The sequence below is a fragment of the Ruegeria sp. BA2 genome, from assembly GCF_056539605.1.
In genome coordinates, this window is the sequence record NZ_JBQFVE010000001.1 from 292,073 (window position 1) to 310,276 (window position 18,204).

The 18,204-nt window shown below is 55.5% G+C and carries 17 protein-coding genes and 1 tRNA gene; 8 read left to right on the forward strand and 10 right to left on the reverse strand.

The window, feature by feature from the left end; translation table 11 throughout:
* Positions 1 to 17 precede the first annotated feature (17 nt).
* Positions 18 to 94, forward strand: a tRNA-Arg gene (locus tag ACR0NN_RS01440).
* 124 nt (positions 95 to 218) lie between these two features.
* Here the strand turns inward: ACR0NN_RS01440 and mepK are convergent.
* Positions 219 to 788: a peptidoglycan L,D-endopeptidase MepK gene (gene mepK / locus ACR0NN_RS01445; RefSeq protein ID WP_170683796.1), complete on the reverse strand. Its 570-nt coding sequence runs from the start codon at positions 786 to 788 to the stop codon at positions 219 to 221.
* A 344-nt stretch (positions 789 to 1,132) separates the two neighbouring features.
* Between mepK and ACR0NN_RS01450 the strand changes: the two genes are divergently transcribed.
* From ACR0NN_RS01450 to ACR0NN_RS01465, 4 genes are read left to right on the forward strand one after another with little or no spacing between them, the layout of a single operon-like run.
* Positions 1,133 to 2,734: a L,D-transpeptidase scaffold domain-containing protein gene (locus tag ACR0NN_RS01450; protein WP_170718978.1), complete on the forward strand. Its 1,602-nt coding sequence runs from the start codon at positions 1,133 to 1,135 to the stop codon at positions 2,732 to 2,734.
* 34 nt (positions 2,735 to 2,768) lie between these two features.
* Positions 2,769 to 3,860 carry a UDP-3-O-(3-hydroxymyristoyl)glucosamine N-acyltransferase gene (lpxD, locus tag ACR0NN_RS01455; protein WP_170718980.1) on the forward strand — a complete coding sequence of 364 codons (1,092 nt, stop codon included), beginning with the start codon at positions 2,769 to 2,771 and terminating at the stop codon, positions 3,858 to 3,860.
* A 32-nt stretch (positions 3,861 to 3,892) separates the two neighbouring features.
* Positions 3,893 to 4,150 (forward strand): acyl carrier protein, encoded by a 258-nt coding sequence (locus ACR0NN_RS01460; RefSeq protein WP_170683802.1) that lies wholly within the window; start codon positions 3,893 to 3,895, stop codon positions 4,148 to 4,150.
* An 8-nt stretch (positions 4,151 to 4,158) separates the two neighbouring features.
* Positions 4,159 to 5,367 carry a beta-ketoacyl-[acyl-carrier-protein] synthase family protein gene (locus ACR0NN_RS01465; RefSeq protein WP_480683758.1) on the forward strand — a complete coding sequence of 403 codons (1,209 nt, stop codon included), beginning with the start codon at positions 4,159 to 4,161 and terminating at the stop codon, positions 5,365 to 5,367.
* Positions 5,368 to 5,424: 57 nt separating this feature from the next.
* Here ACR0NN_RS01465 and ACR0NN_RS01470 read toward each other — a convergent pair whose 3' ends face one another.
* Positions 5,425 to 6,018: an invasion associated locus B family protein gene (locus ACR0NN_RS01470; RefSeq protein ID WP_170718982.1), complete on the reverse strand. Its 594-nt coding sequence runs from the start codon at positions 6,016 to 6,018 to the stop codon at positions 5,425 to 5,427.
* 437 nt (positions 6,019 to 6,455) lie between these two features.
* Between ACR0NN_RS01470 and ACR0NN_RS01475 the strand changes: the two genes are divergently transcribed.
* Positions 6,456 to 8,003: a helicase HerA-like domain-containing protein gene (locus ACR0NN_RS01475; protein ID WP_170718984.1), complete on the forward strand. Its 1,548-nt coding sequence runs from the start codon at positions 6,456 to 6,458 to the stop codon at positions 8,001 to 8,003.
* Between the two features lie 27 nt (positions 8,004 to 8,030).
* On the opposite strand, the gene ACR0NN_RS01480 is transcribed toward ACR0NN_RS01475, so the two are convergent.
* From ACR0NN_RS01480 to ACR0NN_RS01510, 7 genes are all read right to left on the reverse strand, one after another.
* Positions 8,031 to 8,285, reverse strand: a complete 255-nt coding sequence (locus ACR0NN_RS01480) for a hypothetical protein (RefSeq protein WP_170718986.1) — start codon at positions 8,283 to 8,285, stop codon at positions 8,031 to 8,033.
* A 183-nt stretch (positions 8,286 to 8,468) separates the two neighbouring features.
* Complete coding sequence (locus ACR0NN_RS01485) at positions 8,469 to 9,782, reverse strand: branched-chain amino acid ABC transporter permease (protein WP_170718988.1); 1,314 nt, start codon at positions 9,780 to 9,782, stop codon at positions 8,469 to 8,471.
* A complete protein-coding gene (locus ACR0NN_RS01490) occupies positions 9,779 to 10,789 on the reverse strand; it encodes a branched-chain amino acid ABC transporter permease (protein WP_170718990.1) in 1,011 nt (336 codons plus the stop codon). The genes ACR0NN_RS01485 and ACR0NN_RS01490 overlap by 4 nt, the downstream gene beginning before the upstream one ends.
* Complete coding sequence (locus ACR0NN_RS01495) at positions 10,789 to 11,184, reverse strand: hypothetical protein (protein WP_170718992.1); 396 nt, start codon at positions 11,182 to 11,184, stop codon at positions 10,789 to 10,791. The genes ACR0NN_RS01490 and ACR0NN_RS01495 overlap by 1 nt, the downstream gene beginning before the upstream one ends.
* 80 nt (positions 11,185 to 11,264) lie before the next feature.
* A complete protein-coding gene (locus tag ACR0NN_RS01500) occupies positions 11,265 to 12,095 on the reverse strand; it encodes an ABC transporter ATP-binding protein (protein ID WP_170718994.1) in 831 nt (276 codons plus the stop codon).
* Positions 12,092 to 12,880: an ABC transporter ATP-binding protein gene (locus ACR0NN_RS01505; protein WP_170683818.1), complete on the reverse strand. Its 789-nt coding sequence runs from the start codon at positions 12,878 to 12,880 to the stop codon at positions 12,092 to 12,094. Before ACR0NN_RS01505 ends, ACR0NN_RS01500 begins: the two co-directional genes overlap by 4 nt.
* Before the next feature lie 128 nt (positions 12,881 to 13,008).
* Complete coding sequence (locus tag ACR0NN_RS01510; protein WP_170683820.1) at positions 13,009 to 14,190, reverse strand: ABC transporter substrate-binding protein; 1,182 nt, start codon at positions 14,188 to 14,190, stop codon at positions 13,009 to 13,011.
* Between the two features lie 170 nt (positions 14,191 to 14,360).
* On the opposite strand from ACR0NN_RS01510, the gene ACR0NN_RS01515 reads away from it, so the two are divergent.
* Positions 14,361 to 15,458 carry a PQQ-dependent sugar dehydrogenase gene (locus ACR0NN_RS01515; RefSeq protein ID WP_170718996.1) on the forward strand — a complete coding sequence of 366 codons (1,098 nt, stop codon included), beginning with the start codon at positions 14,361 to 14,363 and terminating at the stop codon, positions 15,456 to 15,458.
* 167 nt (positions 15,459 to 15,625) lie between these two features.
* Here ACR0NN_RS01515 and ACR0NN_RS01520 read toward each other — a convergent pair whose 3' ends face one another.
* Entirely contained in the window at positions 15,626 to 16,630 is a 1,005-nt protein-coding gene (locus tag ACR0NN_RS01520) for a GlxA family transcriptional regulator (protein WP_170718998.1), read from the reverse strand.
* Between the two features lie 169 nt (positions 16,631 to 16,799).
* Here ACR0NN_RS01520 and ACR0NN_RS01525 point away from each other — a divergent pair, with 169 nt between their 5' ends.
* Positions 16,800 to 18,170 carry a class II 3-deoxy-7-phosphoheptulonate synthase gene (locus ACR0NN_RS01525; RefSeq protein WP_170719001.1) on the forward strand — a complete coding sequence of 457 codons (1,371 nt, stop codon included), beginning with the start codon at positions 16,800 to 16,802 and terminating at the stop codon, positions 18,168 to 18,170.
* Positions 18,171 to 18,204 lie beyond the last annotated feature (34 nt).

Sequence of the window (18,204 nt, forward strand, 5' to 3'; positions counted from 1 at the left end):
GGTAGCTAAACGCCAAGGCACCTGTAGCTCAGCTGGATAGAGCGCTGCCCTCCGAAGGCAGAGGCCAGAGGTTCGAATCCTCTCAGGTGCGCCATTTCCAAAAATTTAAGCACCCGGAACTCGTGATTGCGGATCGCCGACTCGTTGATGGACAAAACAAAACCCCTGTCAGAACCAACTGATAGGGGTCAATCAAAAGAACAGGTTGTAGGGCTATTTCAGCCGCGCCATGTGCGGATGACACCGCAATCCATGTGAACGAAGTTCGAGCGGTAGTATTGTCCAACCCCACCAGCACGACACGAAATTGCTGCTTTCGCCATCTGAGAAACCGAGCGCGACGAGAGGCGCAGATCGGCGGCTTGGGCTTTCATATGAAGTGAGTTCTTCGCAACCCCGCGCGAGCGACGACGCAGCATCGCGTTGGTTTGTGGCGAGCGGTAACCCGACAACAGCATATAAGGTTCGCTGACATCCATCATGTTGTGGGCTGCGGCCATGATGTCGATCGTACGCAGGTCTATGGATTTGACCTGGTCGTTACGCCAATCACGCATAAAGTGGTTCACTTCTTTAACCGCGTCTTTGATGTATTTGCCATCAACCCAATAGACCATATCGATCCGCTCACCCGTGCGGCCCGAATACATGCGAATGCGGCGAATATCTCCGCCTCCACGAAGAAAACCAGCTGCTTTGGAATAGGTTGGTGCTGCGACGACTGCCGTTGCGGCGAATGCACCCAATAGGGCACGTCGGGTCAGGCCCGATGCACTGCTCTCTGTCATTTTTGTTTCGTCCCGTACTGTTCCTGCCTGCACACGATGTTACGCGCGCCGTCTTTATTTTTTCCCATCCCAGATGCGGGATTTATTACACAGTCGGAATCAACAGCCAAGAAATCTTTGGCTTCAGCGAAATCTAGGGGGAAATTTCGGCAGTTTTTTGCGCAACTGATGCAAGTATGCTAGCTTTTGGCGCAGTTAACATCGCGGCGATGCAAACGCGCACCAGGGGTGAAAGAAGCGCTGATATGATGAATTTGTGAATAGACATCGGACCCGCGGCGAAACATTATTTTCAGACGCCGTCATTAAGGCACAATAAGTCATTGAATAATCAAGGCCATCCCATGTCGATTGTTACCCGTGCTCGTTCAAGTGTTTTTGTATTCGCCTTTCTTGCTGCCTCCGCGACATCTGCTCAGGCAGGCACCAGCGGTACAGCGTTCCAGATGGCGGTGGCGGAAAGCGCGGCAGGCAATCCTGCGGTTGCGGAATTCTATCGCTCGAATGGATTTGATCCGGTCTGGGTTGGCGACACTGCTGAGCACGCGGCTCGGCGCACAGCATTGATCAAAGCGCTGTCAGCGACCGATCTGCATGGGCTTCCGGGGGTACGCTACGACATTCAGGCATTGATGACCAAGATGCAGGATGCGCGCACAACGCGTGATCTGGGCATGTTGGAAGCCGAGTTAAGTCGGGTTTTTGTAAAATATGCCAGCGACTTGCAGTCAGGCACTGTGCAACCGTCCAAGATCGACGATGGGCTTGTACGAACCGTTGAGCGGCGTGCGGCTGATGAACACCTTGGCTTGCTCGTGTCAGGCGAAGGGGACGCGTATTTTCACAAATTGATGCCGCAATCGCGGCAATATCGGGCATTGCTGAAGCAGAAGAAGGCGCTGGAAACGCTGATTGTGCAAGGTGGGTGGGGCGAGACCGTTCCAGCAACCAAGTTGGAATTGGGTGATACTGGGCCAAGCGTCGTCAAGTTGCGCAATCGCCTTGTCGCAATGGACTTTCTGAAGCCGACAGCCAGCCCGGTCTATGATGATGCGCTGTTCGCGGCGGTTCAATCTTTTCAAACGGCCCACGGGCTCGAACCCGATGGGGTCGCGGGTCAGGGGACGATAGCCGAGATCAATCGCCCGGTTTCGGACCGACTAAAGGCGGTTTACGTCGCCCTTGAAAGGGAACGTTGGCTTCCCGAAGAACGGGGTGAGCGGCACATTCTGGTCAATCAGGCTGATTTCTCGGCCAAGATCGTGGATGACGGTCTGGTCACTTTCGAGACCCGCGCCGTTATTGGTAAGAACACACATGACCGGCGCAGTCCCGAGTTTTCGGACGAAATGGAGCATATGGTGATCAACCCGAGCTGGTATGTGCCACGCTCGATTATTACCAAGGAATATCTTCCCCAGTTGCAGTCCAATCCAAATGCGGTTGGCCATATCCAGATTACTGATCGCCGCGGCCGTCAGGTGAATCGCGGGGCCGTTGACTTCACTCAGTTCACTGCGCGCAATTTCCCATTTTCTATGCGGCAACCCCCCAGCAAAAGTAATGCGTTGGGGTTGGTGAAGTTCATGTTCCCCAATAAGTACAATATCTATCTGCATGATACGCCTCAGAAATCTTTGTTCGCGCGCGAAGTGCGGGCGTTCTCGCATGGGTGCATCCGACTGGCGCAACCGTTTGAATTTGCCTATGCGCTGCTGGCCAAGCAGGAAGAGGACCCCAAGGCATTCTTCCACCGCGTGCTGAACACCGGTAAAGAAACCAAGGTCGAACTCGACAAGAAAGTGCCGGTGCATCTGATTTACCGAACTGCCTATATCGGCCCAAAGGGCGAAGTTCAGTATCGCCGTGATGTGTATGATCGGGATCGCAAGATCTGGGAAGCGCTGCAAAAGGCAGGGGTGGTCCTGCCGGACGTTCAGGGGTAATCACGGGGCAAATCCCGCCACGAGGACGCCCGACATGCAATTTACCGTTCAGCAAATCGCCGAAGCCTTAGGGGCTGTGGCAGAAGGTCAGACCAACCTGACCATTCTGCGCGCCGCCGAGCCCGGAGATGCCGGGCCAACCGATCTGGCCATGGCGATGTCGCCTAAATATGCAGAGGCGTTGGAAAATGGTGACGCACGCGCGGCTATTCTTTGGGCCGGGGCTGATTGGAAGGCGCTAGGGCTGGACGCCGCCATTTTTGTGGACCGCCCGCGTATGGCGATGGCAGGGATCACGTCGATGTTGGACCGGGGGCAGGGCATAGCCCCGGGTATTCACCCATCGGCTGTCGTAGATGCCACTGCTGAGATAGGATCTGACGTATCGATTGGGCCTCTTGCGGTGATTGGCGCTCGGGCAAAGATCGGCAAGGGCTCGGTCATCGGCGCACATTGCGTGATTGGCATGGATGCTGAAGTCGGGGAAAATGCTCTGCTGCGCGAGATGGTCAGCATCGGAGCACGGGCGCAGATCGGCGATCGTTTTATTGCGCAGCCAGGCGCCCGCATCGGAGGCGATGGGTTCAGCTATGTCACGCCTGAGGTTTCGGGTGCTGAGAATGCGCGGAAAACGCTGGGTGATCAGGGGGATGCCAAGGCACAAAGCTGGTTACGCATCCATTCTCTGGGCGCGGTCGAAATTGGCGACGATGTCGAAGTCGGCTCAAACTGCACGGTCGATAACGGGACCATCCGCAACACGGTGATCGGCAGCGGGTCCAAGCTGGATAACCTTGTCCATGTGGGACACAACACCCGCGTTGGTCATGATTGCCTGTTGTGCGGTCAGACTGGTGTATCCGGCTCGGTCGAGATCGGAAACAACGTGGTGCTGGGTGGTCAGACCGGCGTTGTCGATAACATTTTCATCGGGGATGGCGTGATTTCCGGTGGCGGGACCAAAATCCTGTCCAATGTTCCTGCTGGTCGCGTGATCATGGGGTATCCCGGGATTAAAATGGAAAGCCACACAAACATTTACAAAGCGCAACGTCGTCTGCCTCGGATGGCGCGTGATGTCGAGGCGTTGAAAAAGGCTGTTTTCAAACAGCCTCCAAGTGATTAAATCATCCCCAACGCGAAAATCAGGGGATCGAGATGAGCATCAGCGAACGCGTCATAGCAATCATTGCCGAACAGGCTGTACTTGAGCCTTCGGACGTGACGCCCGACAGCACACTCGAAGATTTGGGCATAGACAGCCTGGGTCTGGTTGAGAGCATTTTTGCCATCGAAGAGGAATTCGATATCACGATACCCTTCAATGCAAACGAGCCCACTGCCAGCGATTTTGATATCTCGAACGTGGCAGCGATCATATCGGGCATCGAAAAACTCGTATCGGAAAAGGTCTGACCGCCGGTATGAAGCGCGTTGTCATCACCGGGGCTGGCACTATCAACGCGTTGGGCCATTCCGTTCCCGATACTTTGGAAGCCATGCGCGAGGGCCGTTGTGGTATCTCTGAGCTGGAATTTCGCGATGTGGACCGTCTGTCGATCAAGATCGGTGGTCAAGTTCGGGGCTTTGAGGCTGAGGGCCGTTTCAATCGCCAGCAGATGACGCTGTATGATCGCTTCACTCAGTTCACTCTGACGGCCGCTAATGAGGCTATTGATCAATCCGGCATTAAGTTCTCGGGTGAAACAGCCGCGAGATCAGGCGTGGTTCTGGGAACCGCCGGAGGCGGCGTCTCGACCTGGGATGATAACTATCGATCGGTTTATGAGGACGGTAAAAACCGCGTCCACCCATTCGTCGTGCCAAAGCTGATGAACAACGCGGCGGCCAGCCACGTATCGATGGAACACAACCTCAAAGGCCCCAGCTTTACCGTCTCAACGGCCTGTGCATCATCAAACCATGCAATGGCGCAGGCTTTTCAGATGGTGCGGAGTGGGGCAGCCCCGGCCATGGTAACGGGCGGTTCGGAATCGATGCTGTGCTTTGGCGGGGTTAAGGCCTGGGAAGGCCTTCGGGTCATGTCAAAAGATGCCTGCCGCCCCTTTAGCGCCAATCGAAACGGAATGGTGCAGGGTGAAGGCGCAGGTGTCTTTGTGTTCGAGGAATACGAACATGCTCGGGCGCGAGGGGCAGATATTCTTTGCGAAGTTGTTGGCTTTGCCATGTCTTCGGATGCGGCCGACATCGTGATGCCCAGTAAACAAGGCGCCGCACGTGCCATGGCAGGGGCACTGTCAGATGCGCGGCTGAATGCAAGCGACGTGGGCTATATCAACGCACACGGAACCGGAACTGCAGCAAATGACAAAACCGAATGTGCTGCTGTCGCGGATGTGTTCGGGCCCCATGCGGATGATCTGATGATTTCATCAACCAAGTCGATGCATGGTCATCTGATCGGTGGCACGGGTGCGGTCGAGCTGCTGGCCTGTATTATGGCGTTGCGCGATGGCGTTGTTGCGCCGACCATCGGCTATGAAGAACCTGATCCTGAATGCGCTTTGGATGTCGTCCCAAATGAGGCGCGCGAGGTAAAGGTAGATGTTGCTCTGAGCAATGCCTTCGCGTTCGGTGGGCTAAATGCGGTTCTGGCGCTGAAGCGGATGTAAAAAAGCCGCCGTTTGAGCACGGCGGCCATTTCGATTTCTTAGCGATGCGGCTCGAATTTAGTTCGTCGGGGCCTGCAGGCCATCATAGCCCGCTGTGAAGCCCTTCAACGAGGCTTCTATTTCGATAACCTGATCCGGGGCCAGCACAGTCACCATCGAAATGGCCGCTTTGTTGCCAGATTTCATGGCGTCAATGTCGCCTTGAGTGAATCCTAGACGCGCGATGCAGCCAATAGGATTACAATGATGATAGTTATAGCGCTTGCGCGGCGCCCCATCGATCGACAGCGCCAATTGTGCCTGCAAGATAACTTCCAACGGGACAACCACAGTTGCCGCCGCAACAGCAACATTGCCTTCGGGTAGTTTTTCTACGGTTAGTTCGGCTATTGGCTGGCCTTCTTCGCCATTCAGGATTTGCCTGATTGCGCATGGTTCGTTGTCGGTTCCGGTGTTCAGGCAGAGTACGGCCCAATCGCCGCTCTCTTCCTTTAAATACTGCTCCCCGACACGAGGCCCGGTCTCGCCCAGATCAAGATCGCTTCCAACTTCGGAGCCAGCTTCCGACTGTTCGGTTGTTTCTTGTGCAATTGCCGGTCCGCACAGCAGTGCTGCAGTCACCATGTGAATTGGGATAAGTTTCCTGATCATGAATGCCTCATCTAACTGATCCAGTTTTTTGACTCGTCTACCACTGCAATTCAACGGTGTCAGGGCAAATCCGAATGCCCTGTTGGGAATTGATCGATTTTTGCCGATTTGTGCGGACAGCGCCACGACAAACAGTAAAAAAGGGAGCCGGTGGAGCGGCCCCCTTTCTGAATTTTTTCTCCCCGTCGGACTGGCCGACTTAGTTATGCGCAGACGTTACGAAAGGGGAACCCGGTGGTCAACTCCTAACCGGAAAAAATTAATCTTTGCTTCATGCTTTTTGCCCAACGGAAAAAAGCCGTGCCCGAAGGCACGGCCAGTCGACAGGGAGGAAGTTTGCCCCGCAGTCAAACCACGAAGGGCAATATTTACTCTCGCAGCGAAAGGTTAACTTTGTATGCTTGCAGTAGATCGGTAGAATTTGGGGCAATATTTCAATGGACAACAAGATCTTCGTAGGTGGTGGTGGCGACAACTATGCGGTGCCTCAGGGGCTGACACTGAAATATGCGAACCGCCACGGCTTGATCGCAGGTGCGACCGGTACAGGCAAAACGGTTACGCTGCAAATTCTGGCCGAAGGGTTCTCGCAAGCAGGGGTGCCAGTGTTTCTGGCTGACGTCAAAGGTGACTTGTCGGGACTGGCGTTGCCTGGAAGCGAAACGCACAAATTACATCAAGCCTTTCTAGACCGCGCATCAAAGATCGGGTTCGATGAGTTCTCATATGCCGCATGTCCGGTCACCTTCTGGGATCTTTTCGGTGAGCAGGGGCACCCGGTACGAACCACCGTGACCGAAATGGGCCCTTTGCTGCTATCGCGGCTGATGGAGCTGAGCGAAGCGCAGGAAGGCATCCTGAACATCGCATTTCACGTTGCCGACGAAGAGGGCATGCCGTTGCTTGATCTGAAAGATCTACAGGCCCTCCTGGTTTGGATCGGCGAAAACCGGGCTCAGCTCTCGCTGCGTTACGGCAATGTCTCGACATCATCCATCGGTGCGATTCAGCGGCGACTACTGGTATTGGAAAATCAGGGCGGAACGAACCTGTTTGGTGAACCCGCGTTGGATCTATCCGATCTGATGCGGACGGATGCGAGCGGGCAGGGGATGGTGAACATTCTGGCCTCGGACAAGCTGATGGGCTCGCCGCGCCTGTACGCGACCTTTTTGCTGTGGTTGCTCAGCGAGCTGTTCGAAGAGTTGCCCGAGATTGGCGACCCAGAAAAACCAAAGCTGGTGTTCTTCTTTGACGAAGCGCATCTGCTGTTCGAGGACGCCCCGAAAGTGCTGGTGGACAAGGTCGAACAAGTCGCGCGGCTGATACGATCGAAAGGCGTGGGTGTTTATTTTATATCGCAAAATCCAGCCGATATTCCCGAAGATATTCTTGGCCAACTGGGCAATCGAATTCAGCATGCGCTGCGGGCCTTTACTGCGCGTGATCGAAAGAATCTGCGCCTTGCAGCCGAGACTTATCGTGAGAACCCTGCCTTTGATACCGAAGCCGCCATTCGCGAGGTGGGCGTGGGTGAGGCGGTGACCTCGATGCTGCAGAAAAAGGGGGTTCCAGGGATTGTTGAGCGAACCCTGATCAGGCCACCAGGTTCGCAACTCGGGCCGATTACCAAGGCTGAGCGTCAGTCGATTATCAAAGCATCTGCGATGGATGGAAAATATGGTACGCGTGTCGATCGCAAATCGGCATTTGAGATCCTTCAGGCGCGTGCCGAAACGGCTGCCGAAGCAGCAGAACAAGCTGAATCTGACGAGATACTGGAACAACAAAATCCAGCCGAGCGTGAATATGCTTCGGCTCGCAGGTACTCGGGCAGTCGCGTCGGGCGATCTTCGTCCCGCATCTCTCGCAAGAAGGACACCTTCGCCACAGCCATGAGCGAGGCCGTGATCAAGGAGCTCAAAGGCACCACGGGTCGTCGGATCGTCCGGGGTATTCTGGGTGGACTATTCCGTAACCGCTAGCGATTGAACGCACCGGGGCCGCTTGGATCAACGATTCAAGCGGCGCAGACCTTCCTGTTTGCAATAGTTGTCCGCCTCAGGCACCGACATTTTTGTTGCAGGAAAATCAATCGCGCGATCCCAGTTTACCCGATCTTGACGGTATAGCTGACAGGTCACGACGCCCTTGGGGGTCTGCACTTTTACCGGAGTGGTCTCCAGCTGTTCTGGAGATGGAATGCAGGCGGACAACGCTGCCAACAGCGGAATCCCGATTGCGAAAACTCTGAGTGGTTTTTTCATGTCGATTACAGTGCTCTCATCCTGGTTAACTGTCTGATCGTTAAAACTCCGCATCAAACAAGCGATGCGGGGCACAGCGCGATGTGGTGAATCGCGATATACCGATCTAGACCTTTCTGACCTTCCGCACAATAAACCTCACGGATTAACGGCGGGTTAGGGGAAATTCTCACAGAATTTTGCTTATTTCTCTGGTATCAGCCCTCTTGGGCTGAATCTGAGAACAATCAGCAGGATCAGACCCATGGTGAACAAGCGCATATGGGCGGCGCTATCGATCAGATGCGTCTTGAGTGCACTGCCATCAGGCATGCCCGAGGTGATCAGGTTCATCAACCACAGGCCCATGGGTTCGACCTGAACCCAAAGGAACCAAATCAGAAACGCACCCAGCACCGCTCCGAAATTGTTACCTGATCCTCCGACGATTACCATCACCCAGACAAGGAAAGTGAATCGCAGCGGATTGTAGGTGCCCGGAGTCAACTGCCCGTCCAGCGTGGTCATCATTGCACCCGCGATGCCGCAGATGGCGGAGCCCAGAACAAAGATCTGCAAGTGGCGGCGCGTGACGTCCTTGCCCATTGCTTCGGCGGCCACCTCATTGTCGCGAATGGCGCGCATCATCCGTCCCCAAGGGCTTTTTAAAGCCATCTGCGCCATCCAGAGCAGCACCAGCAGCACAACAAGGAACAACAGCGAATATCCCAGCTTGACCGATAGCGTTGAGGCCGTGACTGGATCAATCCCGAACCACTCGGCTCGTGCTAGGAAAGCGGGGTCCTGCTGTAGCTCGACCTCATAACCAACCACAGGGGCGGGGCGCGGAATGCCGTAGACGTTCTTAACCCCACGGGCCAGCCAGTCTTCGTTCTTCATGATCGCGATGATGATCTCGGCAATCCCCAATGTGGCAATCGCCAGATAGTCCGAGCGTAGGCCCAGAGCGGTTTTGCCGATCAACCATGCGGCGCCTGCAGCTAGTAAGCCGCCGGCTGGCCACGCGAACAAAACGGGCAAATTCAGGCCGCCAATATTGCCTGCGACGGCGGGGTCAATCGCTTCAATTGCGGCGATATTGGGATCAAAGATCGCGCGGTATACAAAGAAACCGACAATCAGAATGCCGATGATCGCCAATGTCTGTGTCCGGCCTTTGGGCATCTTCTGCGCAACCATGACAGCCGCGACAACGGTCGCTGCCCCCAGCAACAATGCCAGTACGACGCCATAGCCGCCCGCTGACCACGCTCCGGGTGTTGGCGGTGTTGAGACAAGCACAACCGCCAGGCCGCCCAGCGCGACGAAGCCCATGACGCCGACGTTGAAGAGGCCCGCAAAGCCCCATTGCAGGTTTACTCCGATCGACATGATAGCCGAGATGAGGCCCATGTTCAGGATCAGGATGGCCGCGTTCCAGCTTTGCGTGAAGCCGGTCAGCAGGATCAACGCACCGACGGCGACAAAAAGCAGAGTGTTTTTGACGGGCTCGCTCATATCACTTTCCCCTTGAACAAGCCTGTGGGCTTAAACAGCAGTACAATCAGCAGGATCGCAAAGCTAACGGCAAATTTGTAATCGGTGGACAGGAACTGGACTAATCCGGACGGCTCCAGACTTTCCGGCGCCAGATAGGTCAGAACTTTCTTCCACGCGTAGGTGACGGTCACTTCGGAAAACGCGATGATGAACCCACCCGCGATGGCCCCGATCGGGTTGCCGAGGCCACCGACGATGGCCGAAGCAAAGATAGGCAGCAGAAGTTGGAAGTAGACAAATGGTTTGAAGCTTTTGTCGAGCCCATAGAGCACACCCGCAGTTGTCGCCAGCGCAGCAACGATGATCCATGTGATCATCACTACACGCTCGGGATTGATGCCCGACAGCAGCGCCAGATCCTCGTTGTCCGAGTACGCACGCATCGACTTGCCGGTGCGGGTCTTGTTCAGAAACCAAAACAGCAGCACCACAGCAACGACGGCCACGATCACGGTGATGCCCTGTGAAGTCTTGATCGCCAACCCCTCGCGCAGCCCGGTCATCGCCTTGAAGTCCCGTGCCGAAACGATAAACCGCGCGCCGTCCGAGAACCTCTGATCATCCGGCCCGATGATAAAGCGCACCAGCCCGTTCATGATGAACATAACGCCCATCGAGACGATCACCAGAATGACCGGTTTGGCCTTCTGCTCTCGGTAGAACCGATAGACTAAACGGTCCGTGATAAGTACCAGAACGATACAGCCCAGAATGGCAAAGGGCAGGGCGAGCAGTGCGGTCGGTAGCGGCCCAAAACTGACCCCCGCAGCTTGTAGGACCCACGTAACCAGCACAGCAATCATCGCGCCAAAGGCCATCGTGTCGCCATGGGCGAAGTTCGAAAACCGCAGGATGCCATAGATCAGCGTCACCCCCAACGCCCCCAGCGCCAACTGGCTGCCATAGGCGATTGCGGGAACAAGAACGAAGTTGGAGAGCGCCACAAAGGCGTTGAGGAAGTCCATTATTCCATGACCTCACATGTACCTATGCTGGATTGAACTGAGAGATCACCGAGCGCATTGTAGATTTGTGTACGTACGCTTCGACCATCAGGAAACACCGTTATGGTCAATCCCGCGAGTGGTCCCGTTGAAGGGACCAGAAAATGCCGTACCCCGCCAACACCAAGTTGCTCGATTGGGTTGTTCTGTATGGCAGATTCCAGTTTGATTGGTCTCGAAGACGACGAATAAACGAGTGTTGGTATTCCAGAAAGAGAACCGACACTGTTGAGCAATTGGTCGTCAGACCAATCACAATTTAATTCGAATACCTGAGGTAATGTATTCGTTGCATCCGCAAACGCCGAATTGGCCGTTACGCCGATCGCACAAGCCATGGCAGCAAACTTACCCATCTGTTTCTCTGGCTTTTGAGGCGTGGCAAACCTGTGCCAATCTAGTGAACGGGATATTGAGCCCAAAATCTGCACTCTGGTTATCCCCCCAAGAAACTCTTGCGCACTTCGGGATCAGCCAGCAGTTCCCTACCCGTGCCGGTATAAGCATTTCGCCCCTGAACCAGCACATATCCCTTGTCCGCAATTTCCAGCGCCTGACGCGCGTTCTGTTCGACCATCAGGATCGGCAGACCGGTGCGGGAAACCTCGATGATCCGATCAAACAACTCATCCATCACGATGGGTGAAACACCGGCGGTGGGTTCGTCCAGCATCAGGACCTTGGGCTGGGTCATCAGCGCACGGCCCACGGCGACCTGTTGTCGTTGGCCACCCGATAGCTCTCCGGCGGCTTGGTTGCGCTTGTCACGGAGGATGGGGAAGAGGTCATAGACCTGCTCCATCGTGTCCGAGAAATCGTCACGGCGGATGAAAGCGCCCATCTCAAGGTTCTCTTCCACCGTCATCGAGGTGAAGATGTTTGAGGTTTGCGGCACAAAGCCCATCCCGCGCACCACGCGGTCTTGTGGGCTGAGATTGGTGATGTCTTCGCCATCCAGCCGAACAGACCCTTGGCGCACATCCAGCATTCCGAACACGGCCTTCATCGCGGTGGATTTACCCGCGCCGTTCGGGCCGACAATCACCGCAATCTCGCCCTTGTCGACGGCGATGGTGCAGTCATGCAGGATGTCCGGCCCTTTGCCATAGCCGCCGGTCATGGTGTCACCGATCAGGAAAGGACCTCCCTCGACCCGATGCGTTTCGCCGCTTTTCCGATGCGCCGGCGTCATTGTTCCGACGCCATGCGTATTGGTGATTGAAGCGTCCTTGTTGCCATGATCGTCCTGGTAGGGGTTGTCGCTCATGCGCCCGCCTCCAGTTTATCCTTGTTTTTCAGGCCGGTGCCTAGATAGGCCTCGATCACGTGCTCATTGGCCTTGATCTCGTCCAGAGTGCCTTCGGCCAACACCTTGCCCTCGGCCATGCAAATGACCGGGTCGCAAATCTTGCCGATGAAATCCATGTCATGCTCGATCACGACGAAGGTATAGCCGCGTTCCTTGTTCAAACGCAGGATCGTATCTGCGATGGTCATCAGCAGCGTACGGTTCACACCCGCGCCAACCTCGTCCAGAAACACGATCTTGGCGTCGACCATCATGGTGCGGCCCAGTTCAAGCAACTTCTTTTGACCGCCCGAAACCTGACCGGCCTTGTGATCAGCCAGATGTTCGATGGTCAGAAACTCCAGCACCTCATCGGCCTTGGCCTTCAGCGCGCGTTCTTCATCAGCGATACGTTTGCGTCCAAACCATGTGTTCCAGAGTGATTCACCTGATTGCGCACCGGGCACCATCATCAGGTTCTCGCGGCAGGACATCGAGGAAAACTCATGTGCAATCTGGAATGTGCGCAGCAGGCCCTTGTGAAACAGCTCATGCGGGGGCAGGCCGGTGATATCCTCACCGTCCATGAAGACGCGACCAGAGGTTGGCGGCAGCACGCCCGCGATCACGTTGAACAGAGTGGTTTTTCCGGCCCCGTTCGGTCCGATCAGACCGGTGATCGAGCCCTTTTGGATTTCCAGCGATGCCCCGTCCACCGCATGAAACCCGCCGAAATGCTTGTGCACGTCATCGACGACGATCATCTTTTCCCCTAGCCACCATTTTTCGGCGTTGTTGACCCATCCCCGTGAATGAGGTGCGGGTTTTTGTCATTGAAACAGCCCGGGCACAAGGCCCGGGCTGCTTGTTTTTTATGACGCTTTATGCCGGATCAACGGAAGTTGACGGTCTTGTTCTCGCCGTCGGTGACTTCGATCTCACGATACGAACCCGCGCTTTCACCGGGGCCGATCAGCTCAACGCCTGATGCGCCGACATAGTCGATGTCCTGACCAGCAGCCAAGAGTTCCAGTCCTTTTGCCAGTTCACCGGGATAGATCTTTTCACCCGGAGCATTGGCAACGTCCATGACTTTCGCACCGTAATCCGCGGGGTTGGTTGAACCTGCGGCTTGCATCGCCAGCATGAACAGCGCGGCAGCGTCATAAGCTTCAGGCGAATAGGGCGATGAGCCGTCAAACCCAGCAGCTTCTGCCATAGCAAAGTACTTTTCAGCACCTTCACCGCCGGAACCGGCAATCTGACCGAACGAACCGTTCAGGTCGGGGCCGACATTTGCAGGCAGCGAGTCACCGATCATGCCACCTGGCAGACCAAACGTGTCAAACGCACCGCTGTCCAGAGCTGATTGGATGATGCCCAGACCACCTTGGTCCAGATAGCCCGCAACAACCAAGATGTCGCCACCGGCCGAGGCCAGCGCGCCGACTTCGGCCGAGTAGTCGGCTTTTCCGTCTTCATGCGCGGCCACGATTGTCACTTCGCCACCCGATGCTTCGAACGAAGATTGAATCGCGTCTGCCAGACCCTTGCCATAGTCGTTGTTGGTGTAGGTCAGTGCGATCGAGCTGATGCCGCGATCGTTCAGAATGTCGGCCATCACCTGACCTTCACGCGCATCCGAAGGCGCTGTGCGGAAGAACAGGCCGTTATCTTCCATGGTCGACAGGCCGGGTGACGTTGCCGATGGCGAGATCATGACCATGCCGTTCGGGATCGCGACGTTCTGCAGGATCGCGCCAGTCACACCCGAGCAGTCGCCGCCAATAATACCGGCAACGCCATCAGCAATCATGCGCTCACCGTTCGAGGTCGCCAGACCGTTATCGATACAGCCAGTATCTGCGCGGGTTCCAGTGACGGACGCACCGTCCAGCAATTTGCCGGATTCAGTGACTTCGGCCATCGCCAGCTCGGCGCCCGAACCCATGGCCGGTGCCAGCGATTCAATCGGGCCGGTAAAGCCGAACAGTACGCCCAGCTTAACGTCTTCAGCCATTGCGGTGCCCGCCAGCAGAGCGGTTGCTGCAGTAGCGGTAAGCAGCTTTTTCATGAGGTTACTCCCTATTTATTGTTTGAACGTCTTCGTTCTGGGCACGACCCTAGGCAAGCTGTCCGGAAAAGAAAAGTCCTAACAAAAAAGTGCTTTTGTCGGCAGACAATCTATCTGATTTGATAGGGATTAAGACTTGGCGCTTATGTAATGTCAGGAAGAGGATAGATATGCTCAGAACTTTCGCGATTCTCATTCTGTCCTGTTGGTCGGTGTCGGGCTGGTCCGATGTTATCGAGGTATCAGTCGGAGAAATTGAGGTCAGTCCCGTCGCGACGGGGTTAGATACACCGTGGGCCATTGGCATTCTTCCCGACAACAGTTTTCTCGTCACTGAGCGCGATGGAGAGCTGCTTTATGTTGCCGAAGGTAAAGCGAAACGTGTAAGAGGCGTGCCCAAAGTGGCCACAAACGGGCAGGGTGGTTTGCTCGATGTCACGATTGCTCGGGATTTTGAGCAAACCCGCGAAGTTTTTCTGACGTTTTCAAAGCCTCAGAGGGGTGGTGCGGGCACCGCCGTTGCCGTCGCGCGTTTGTCGGAAAGCGGGGACCGGCTGACCAATCTGCGTGTGATTTTCGAGGCTGTTCCCGGTGGTTCCGGCGGGCGGCACTTTGGGTCTCGGGTCGTTGAGGCCAGGGACGGCACGTTGTTTGTCACCATTGGTGATCGGGGGGATCGTCCATCCGCTCAGGACCGATCCAACCACATGGGAACCGTTATTCGGATCAATCGAGATGGGTCGGTTCCCAGTGACAATCCGTTTGTCGGTCAATCCGATATTCGGCCCGAGATATGGTCGTTCGGCCACCGAAACCCTCAGGGCGCTAATCTGGATCTTCAAGGTCGTCTCTGGGTTTCGGAACACGGAGCCAGAGGCGGGGATGAGGTAAACTTGGTCAAGCCCGGAGCCAACTTTGGATGGCCCGTAATCTCTTACGGAGTGCACTATTCGGGTCAAAAGATAGGCGAAGGCACATCGAAAACGGGGATGGAGCAGCCTGAACATTATTGGGATCCATCCATCGCCCCTTCGGGTTTGATGGTGTATTCGGGCAAACTATGGCCGGAATGGAAGGGGGATATTTTCGTAGGTTCTTTGAAATTTGATTACATCGCACGACTTTCCGGCAATCCTCTGCGCGAAGTTGAGCAAATCAAGGGTTCCGAAACAGAGCGCGTTCGCGATATCGTAGAAGCACCCGATGGATCAATCTGGTTTATTTCGGTCGGGCAGGGGGCGGTTTATCGGATGTCGCCTGTCAGATAACTCGCAAAGAATATTGAGAGATTTCTCAGTCAGCAGCAGGAATCCCAAACGAGGCTTCGTCGAATTTGACGAGCCCTTCGAAACAACAACCTATCTGGAACAGCCGATGTTACGGCCCCACCTGCACTACTTCGAAAAACTGCTGTAACTCTGACTGTGTTCGCGGATTAAACCGACAAACGCCCACTTTGCGCACCACGCTCACGATAGGGTGTCGTATTGTAATGCGCCCGGTAGCATTTTGAGAAGTGGCTGGGCGATGCAAAACCACACGCCAGCGCCACGTTGATGACGCTCATATCTGTCTGCATCAGCAGGTTGCGTGCTTTGTGCAAACGCAGTTCCATATAATATCGCTTGGGCGAGCGGCTGAGATAGCGGCGGAACAGGCGTTCAAGCTGGCGCGTGGACATCCCCACCTCTTTGGCCAGAATTGAAGGCGAAATTGGCTCTTCGATGTTCTTTTCCATCATCAGGATGACCTGGCTGAGCTTGGGATGCCGCACACCGATCCGTGTCGGGGTCGACAGACGCTGTGTGTCCTGATCGGTGCGGATCGAGGAATAGATCATCTGATCAGCAACCGCGTTAGCAAGATCTTCGCCATAGTCTTCGGCAATCAGCTTGAGCATTAGGTCAATCGACGAGGTGCCGCCAGCGGTTGTCATCCGGTTCCCGTCGACCAAGAACACAGATTTGGTCAGTTCTACTGTGTCGAACTCTTCAGCAAAACTGTCCGAGTTTTCCCAGTGGATAGTCGCACGTTTGCCTTCCAGCAAACCAGCCTTCGCAAGGGTATAGGCAGCGGTGCACAGCCCGCCAATTTTCAAGCCCTTTCGCGCTTCGCGGCGTAGCCAGTTCAGAATTCGTTTGGTGGTTGCGGCCTGAACATCAACGCCGCCGCAAACCAGAATAACATCGTCGCGCTGCAGCTCATCAAGGTCTGAATCTAGGTTGAAAGAAGTTCCCGCAGAACAGCACACAGTCTCTCCGCCTTCGCCCGCTAAGGTCCAAGTATACAGCTCACGGTTTGCCATGCGATTGGCAATACGAAGACTGTCTAAAGCTGATGCAAATGACAGCAATGAAAACTTGTCCAATAGGACAAAAACGAAACTATGCGGCTTGCCTGTGCTATGATCCACAGTGACAACTTGGCGTTGCTCTTGCATGGCGAACTGTCCTTGATTCTGCCCGCGTCGCGAGTTCCACGACGACGGATGTTCAAATCACCATGCTCAAAGCTTGTTTGCGGCGTCAAGAGGCGCAAAAGGGATATGGCCTCTCATGAATGCATTTTGTATAGAGGCCACCTGAAATACCTCAGCGGAGATATAAGCTATGACTGAATGGCAAAAAACGAACTGGCGCAACAAGCCCCGGGTTCAGATGCCAGACTATACCGACGCGGCCGCGCTGGCCAAAGTCGAGGCGCAGCTTTCGCAGTATCCCCCGCTGGTCTTTGCGGGTGAATCACGTCGGTTAAAGCAGCACTTGGGCGCTGCCGGTCGCGGCGAAGCCTTCCTGCTGCAAGGCGGGGATTGTGCTGAAAGCTTTGAACAATTTAGCGCGGACTCGATCCGTGATACATTCAAGGTAATGCTGCAGATGGCGATGGTGCTGACATATGGCGCCAAGGTTCCCGTGGTGAAAGTTGGCCGCATGGCCGGGCAATTCGCCAAACCGCGCAGCGCGCCTACCGAAGTCGTGGATGGTGTGGAGCTGCCCAGCTACCGTGGTGATATCATCAACGAGCTGGCCTTTACACCCGAGGCCCGCATTCCGAATCCCAACAAGATGCTGCAGGCCTACACCCAGGCGGCCGCGACTTTGAACCTGCTGCGGGCGTTCTCGACCGGTGGTTTCGCGGATATGAGCCACGTGCATTCTTGGACGCTAGGCTTTGCTGATGGGCAAGACGTTCAAAAGTATTCTGAGATCGCTGATCGCATTCAGGATTCGATTGATTTCATGGGGGCGGCGGGCATCACTGCAGATACTACACACGAGTTCTCGTCGGTGGAATTCTACACCAGCCACGAAGGCCTGCTGCTTGAGTACGAAGAGGCGTTGACGCGTCTGGATTCGACATCTGGCAATTGGTTGGCTGGCTCGGGCCACATGATCTGGATCGGCGACCGCACCCGTCAGCCGGATGGTGCTCATGTCGAGTTCTGCCGCGGTGTTCTGAACCCGATCGGTCTGAAATGCGGTCCGACGACGACTGCGGAAGACCTCAAGGTTCTAATGTCCAAGCTGAACCCGGATAACGAAGAGGGTCGCCTTACGCTGATCGCGCGCTTCGGCGCTGGCAAGGCAGGTGAGCATCTGCCGCGTTTGATCAAGGCCGTGAAGGAAGAAGGTGCCAAGGTCACTTGGGTTTGTGACCCGATGCATGGCAATACCATCAAGTCGGCGACCGGATACAAAACTCGTCCGTTCGATTCGGTCCTGCGCGAAGTGCGCGACTTCTTCGGTGTTCATCAGGCCGAGGGTACGATCCCCGGGGGTGTTCATTTTGAGATGACGGGTCTGGACGTGACCGAATGCACCGGCGGCGTGCGCGCGGTGACCGAAGAGGACCTTTCGGATCGATACCACACGGCGTGTGACCCGCGCTTGAATGCGTCGCAGTCGCTAGAACTGGCCTTCCTTGTTGCAGAGGAACTGACCAACCTGCGCCGTGATCGCAGCAAACGCGCCGCCAGTTAAGCTTGGCATCTTTCGAAAATAGGAGCGGCGGGCT

What these genes read in the sequence shown, in the direction of transcription:
- mepK (WP_170683796.1), bottom strand. Translation starts at nt 788, where the DNA reads ATGACAGAGAGCAGTGCATCGGGCCTGACCCGACGTGCCCTATTGGGT.
- ACR0NN_RS01450 (WP_170718978.1), top strand. Translation starts at nt 1,133, where the DNA reads ATGTCGATTGTTACCCGTGCTCGTTCAAGTGTTTTTGTATTCGCCTTT.
- lpxD (WP_170718980.1), top strand. Translation starts at nt 2,769, where the DNA reads ATGCAATTTACCGTTCAGCAAATCGCCGAAGCCTTAGGGGCTGTGGCA.
- ACR0NN_RS01460 (WP_170683802.1), top strand. Translation starts at nt 3,893, where the DNA reads ATGAGCATCAGCGAACGCGTCATAGCAATCATTGCCGAACAGGCTGTA.
- ACR0NN_RS01465 (WP_480683758.1), top strand. Translation starts at nt 4,159, where the DNA reads ATGAAGCGCGTTGTCATCACCGGGGCTGGCACTATCAACGCGTTGGGC.
- ACR0NN_RS01470 (WP_170718982.1), bottom strand. Translation starts at nt 6,018, where the DNA reads ATGATCAGGAAACTTATCCCAATTCACATGGTGACTGCAGCACTGCTG.
- ACR0NN_RS01475 (WP_170718984.1), top strand. Translation starts at nt 6,456, where the DNA reads ATGGACAACAAGATCTTCGTAGGTGGTGGTGGCGACAACTATGCGGTG.
- ACR0NN_RS01480 (WP_170718986.1), bottom strand. Translation starts at nt 8,285, where the DNA reads ATGAAAAAACCACTCAGAGTTTTCGCAATCGGGATTCCGCTGTTGGCA.
- ACR0NN_RS01485 (WP_170718988.1), bottom strand. Translation starts at nt 9,782, where the DNA reads ATGAGCGAGCCCGTCAAAAACACTCTGCTTTTTGTCGCCGTCGGTGCG.
- ACR0NN_RS01490 (WP_170718990.1), bottom strand. Translation starts at nt 10,789, where the DNA reads ATGGACTTCCTCAACGCCTTTGTGGCGCTCTCCAACTTCGTTCTTGTT.
- ACR0NN_RS01495 (WP_170718992.1), bottom strand. Translation starts at nt 11,184, where the DNA reads ATGGGTAAGTTTGCTGCCATGGCTTGTGCGATCGGCGTAACGGCCAAT.
- ACR0NN_RS01500 (WP_170718994.1), bottom strand. Translation starts at nt 12,095, where the DNA reads ATGAGCGACAACCCCTACCAGGACGATCATGGCAACAAGGACGCTTCA.
- ACR0NN_RS01505 (WP_170683818.1), bottom strand. Translation starts at nt 12,880, where the DNA reads ATGATCGTCGTCGATGACGTGCACAAGCATTTCGGCGGGTTTCATGCG.
- ACR0NN_RS01510 (WP_170683820.1), bottom strand. Translation starts at nt 14,190, where the DNA reads ATGAAAAAGCTGCTTACCGCTACTGCAGCAACCGCTCTGCTGGCGGGC.
- ACR0NN_RS01515 (WP_170718996.1), top strand. Translation starts at nt 14,361, where the DNA reads ATGCTCAGAACTTTCGCGATTCTCATTCTGTCCTGTTGGTCGGTGTCG.
- ACR0NN_RS01520 (WP_170718998.1), bottom strand. Translation starts at nt 16,630, where the DNA reads ATGCAAGAGCAACGCCAAGTTGTCACTGTGGATCATAGCACAGGCAAG.
- ACR0NN_RS01525 (WP_170719001.1), top strand. Translation starts at nt 16,800, where the DNA reads ATGACTGAATGGCAAAAAACGAACTGGCGCAACAAGCCCCGGGTTCAG.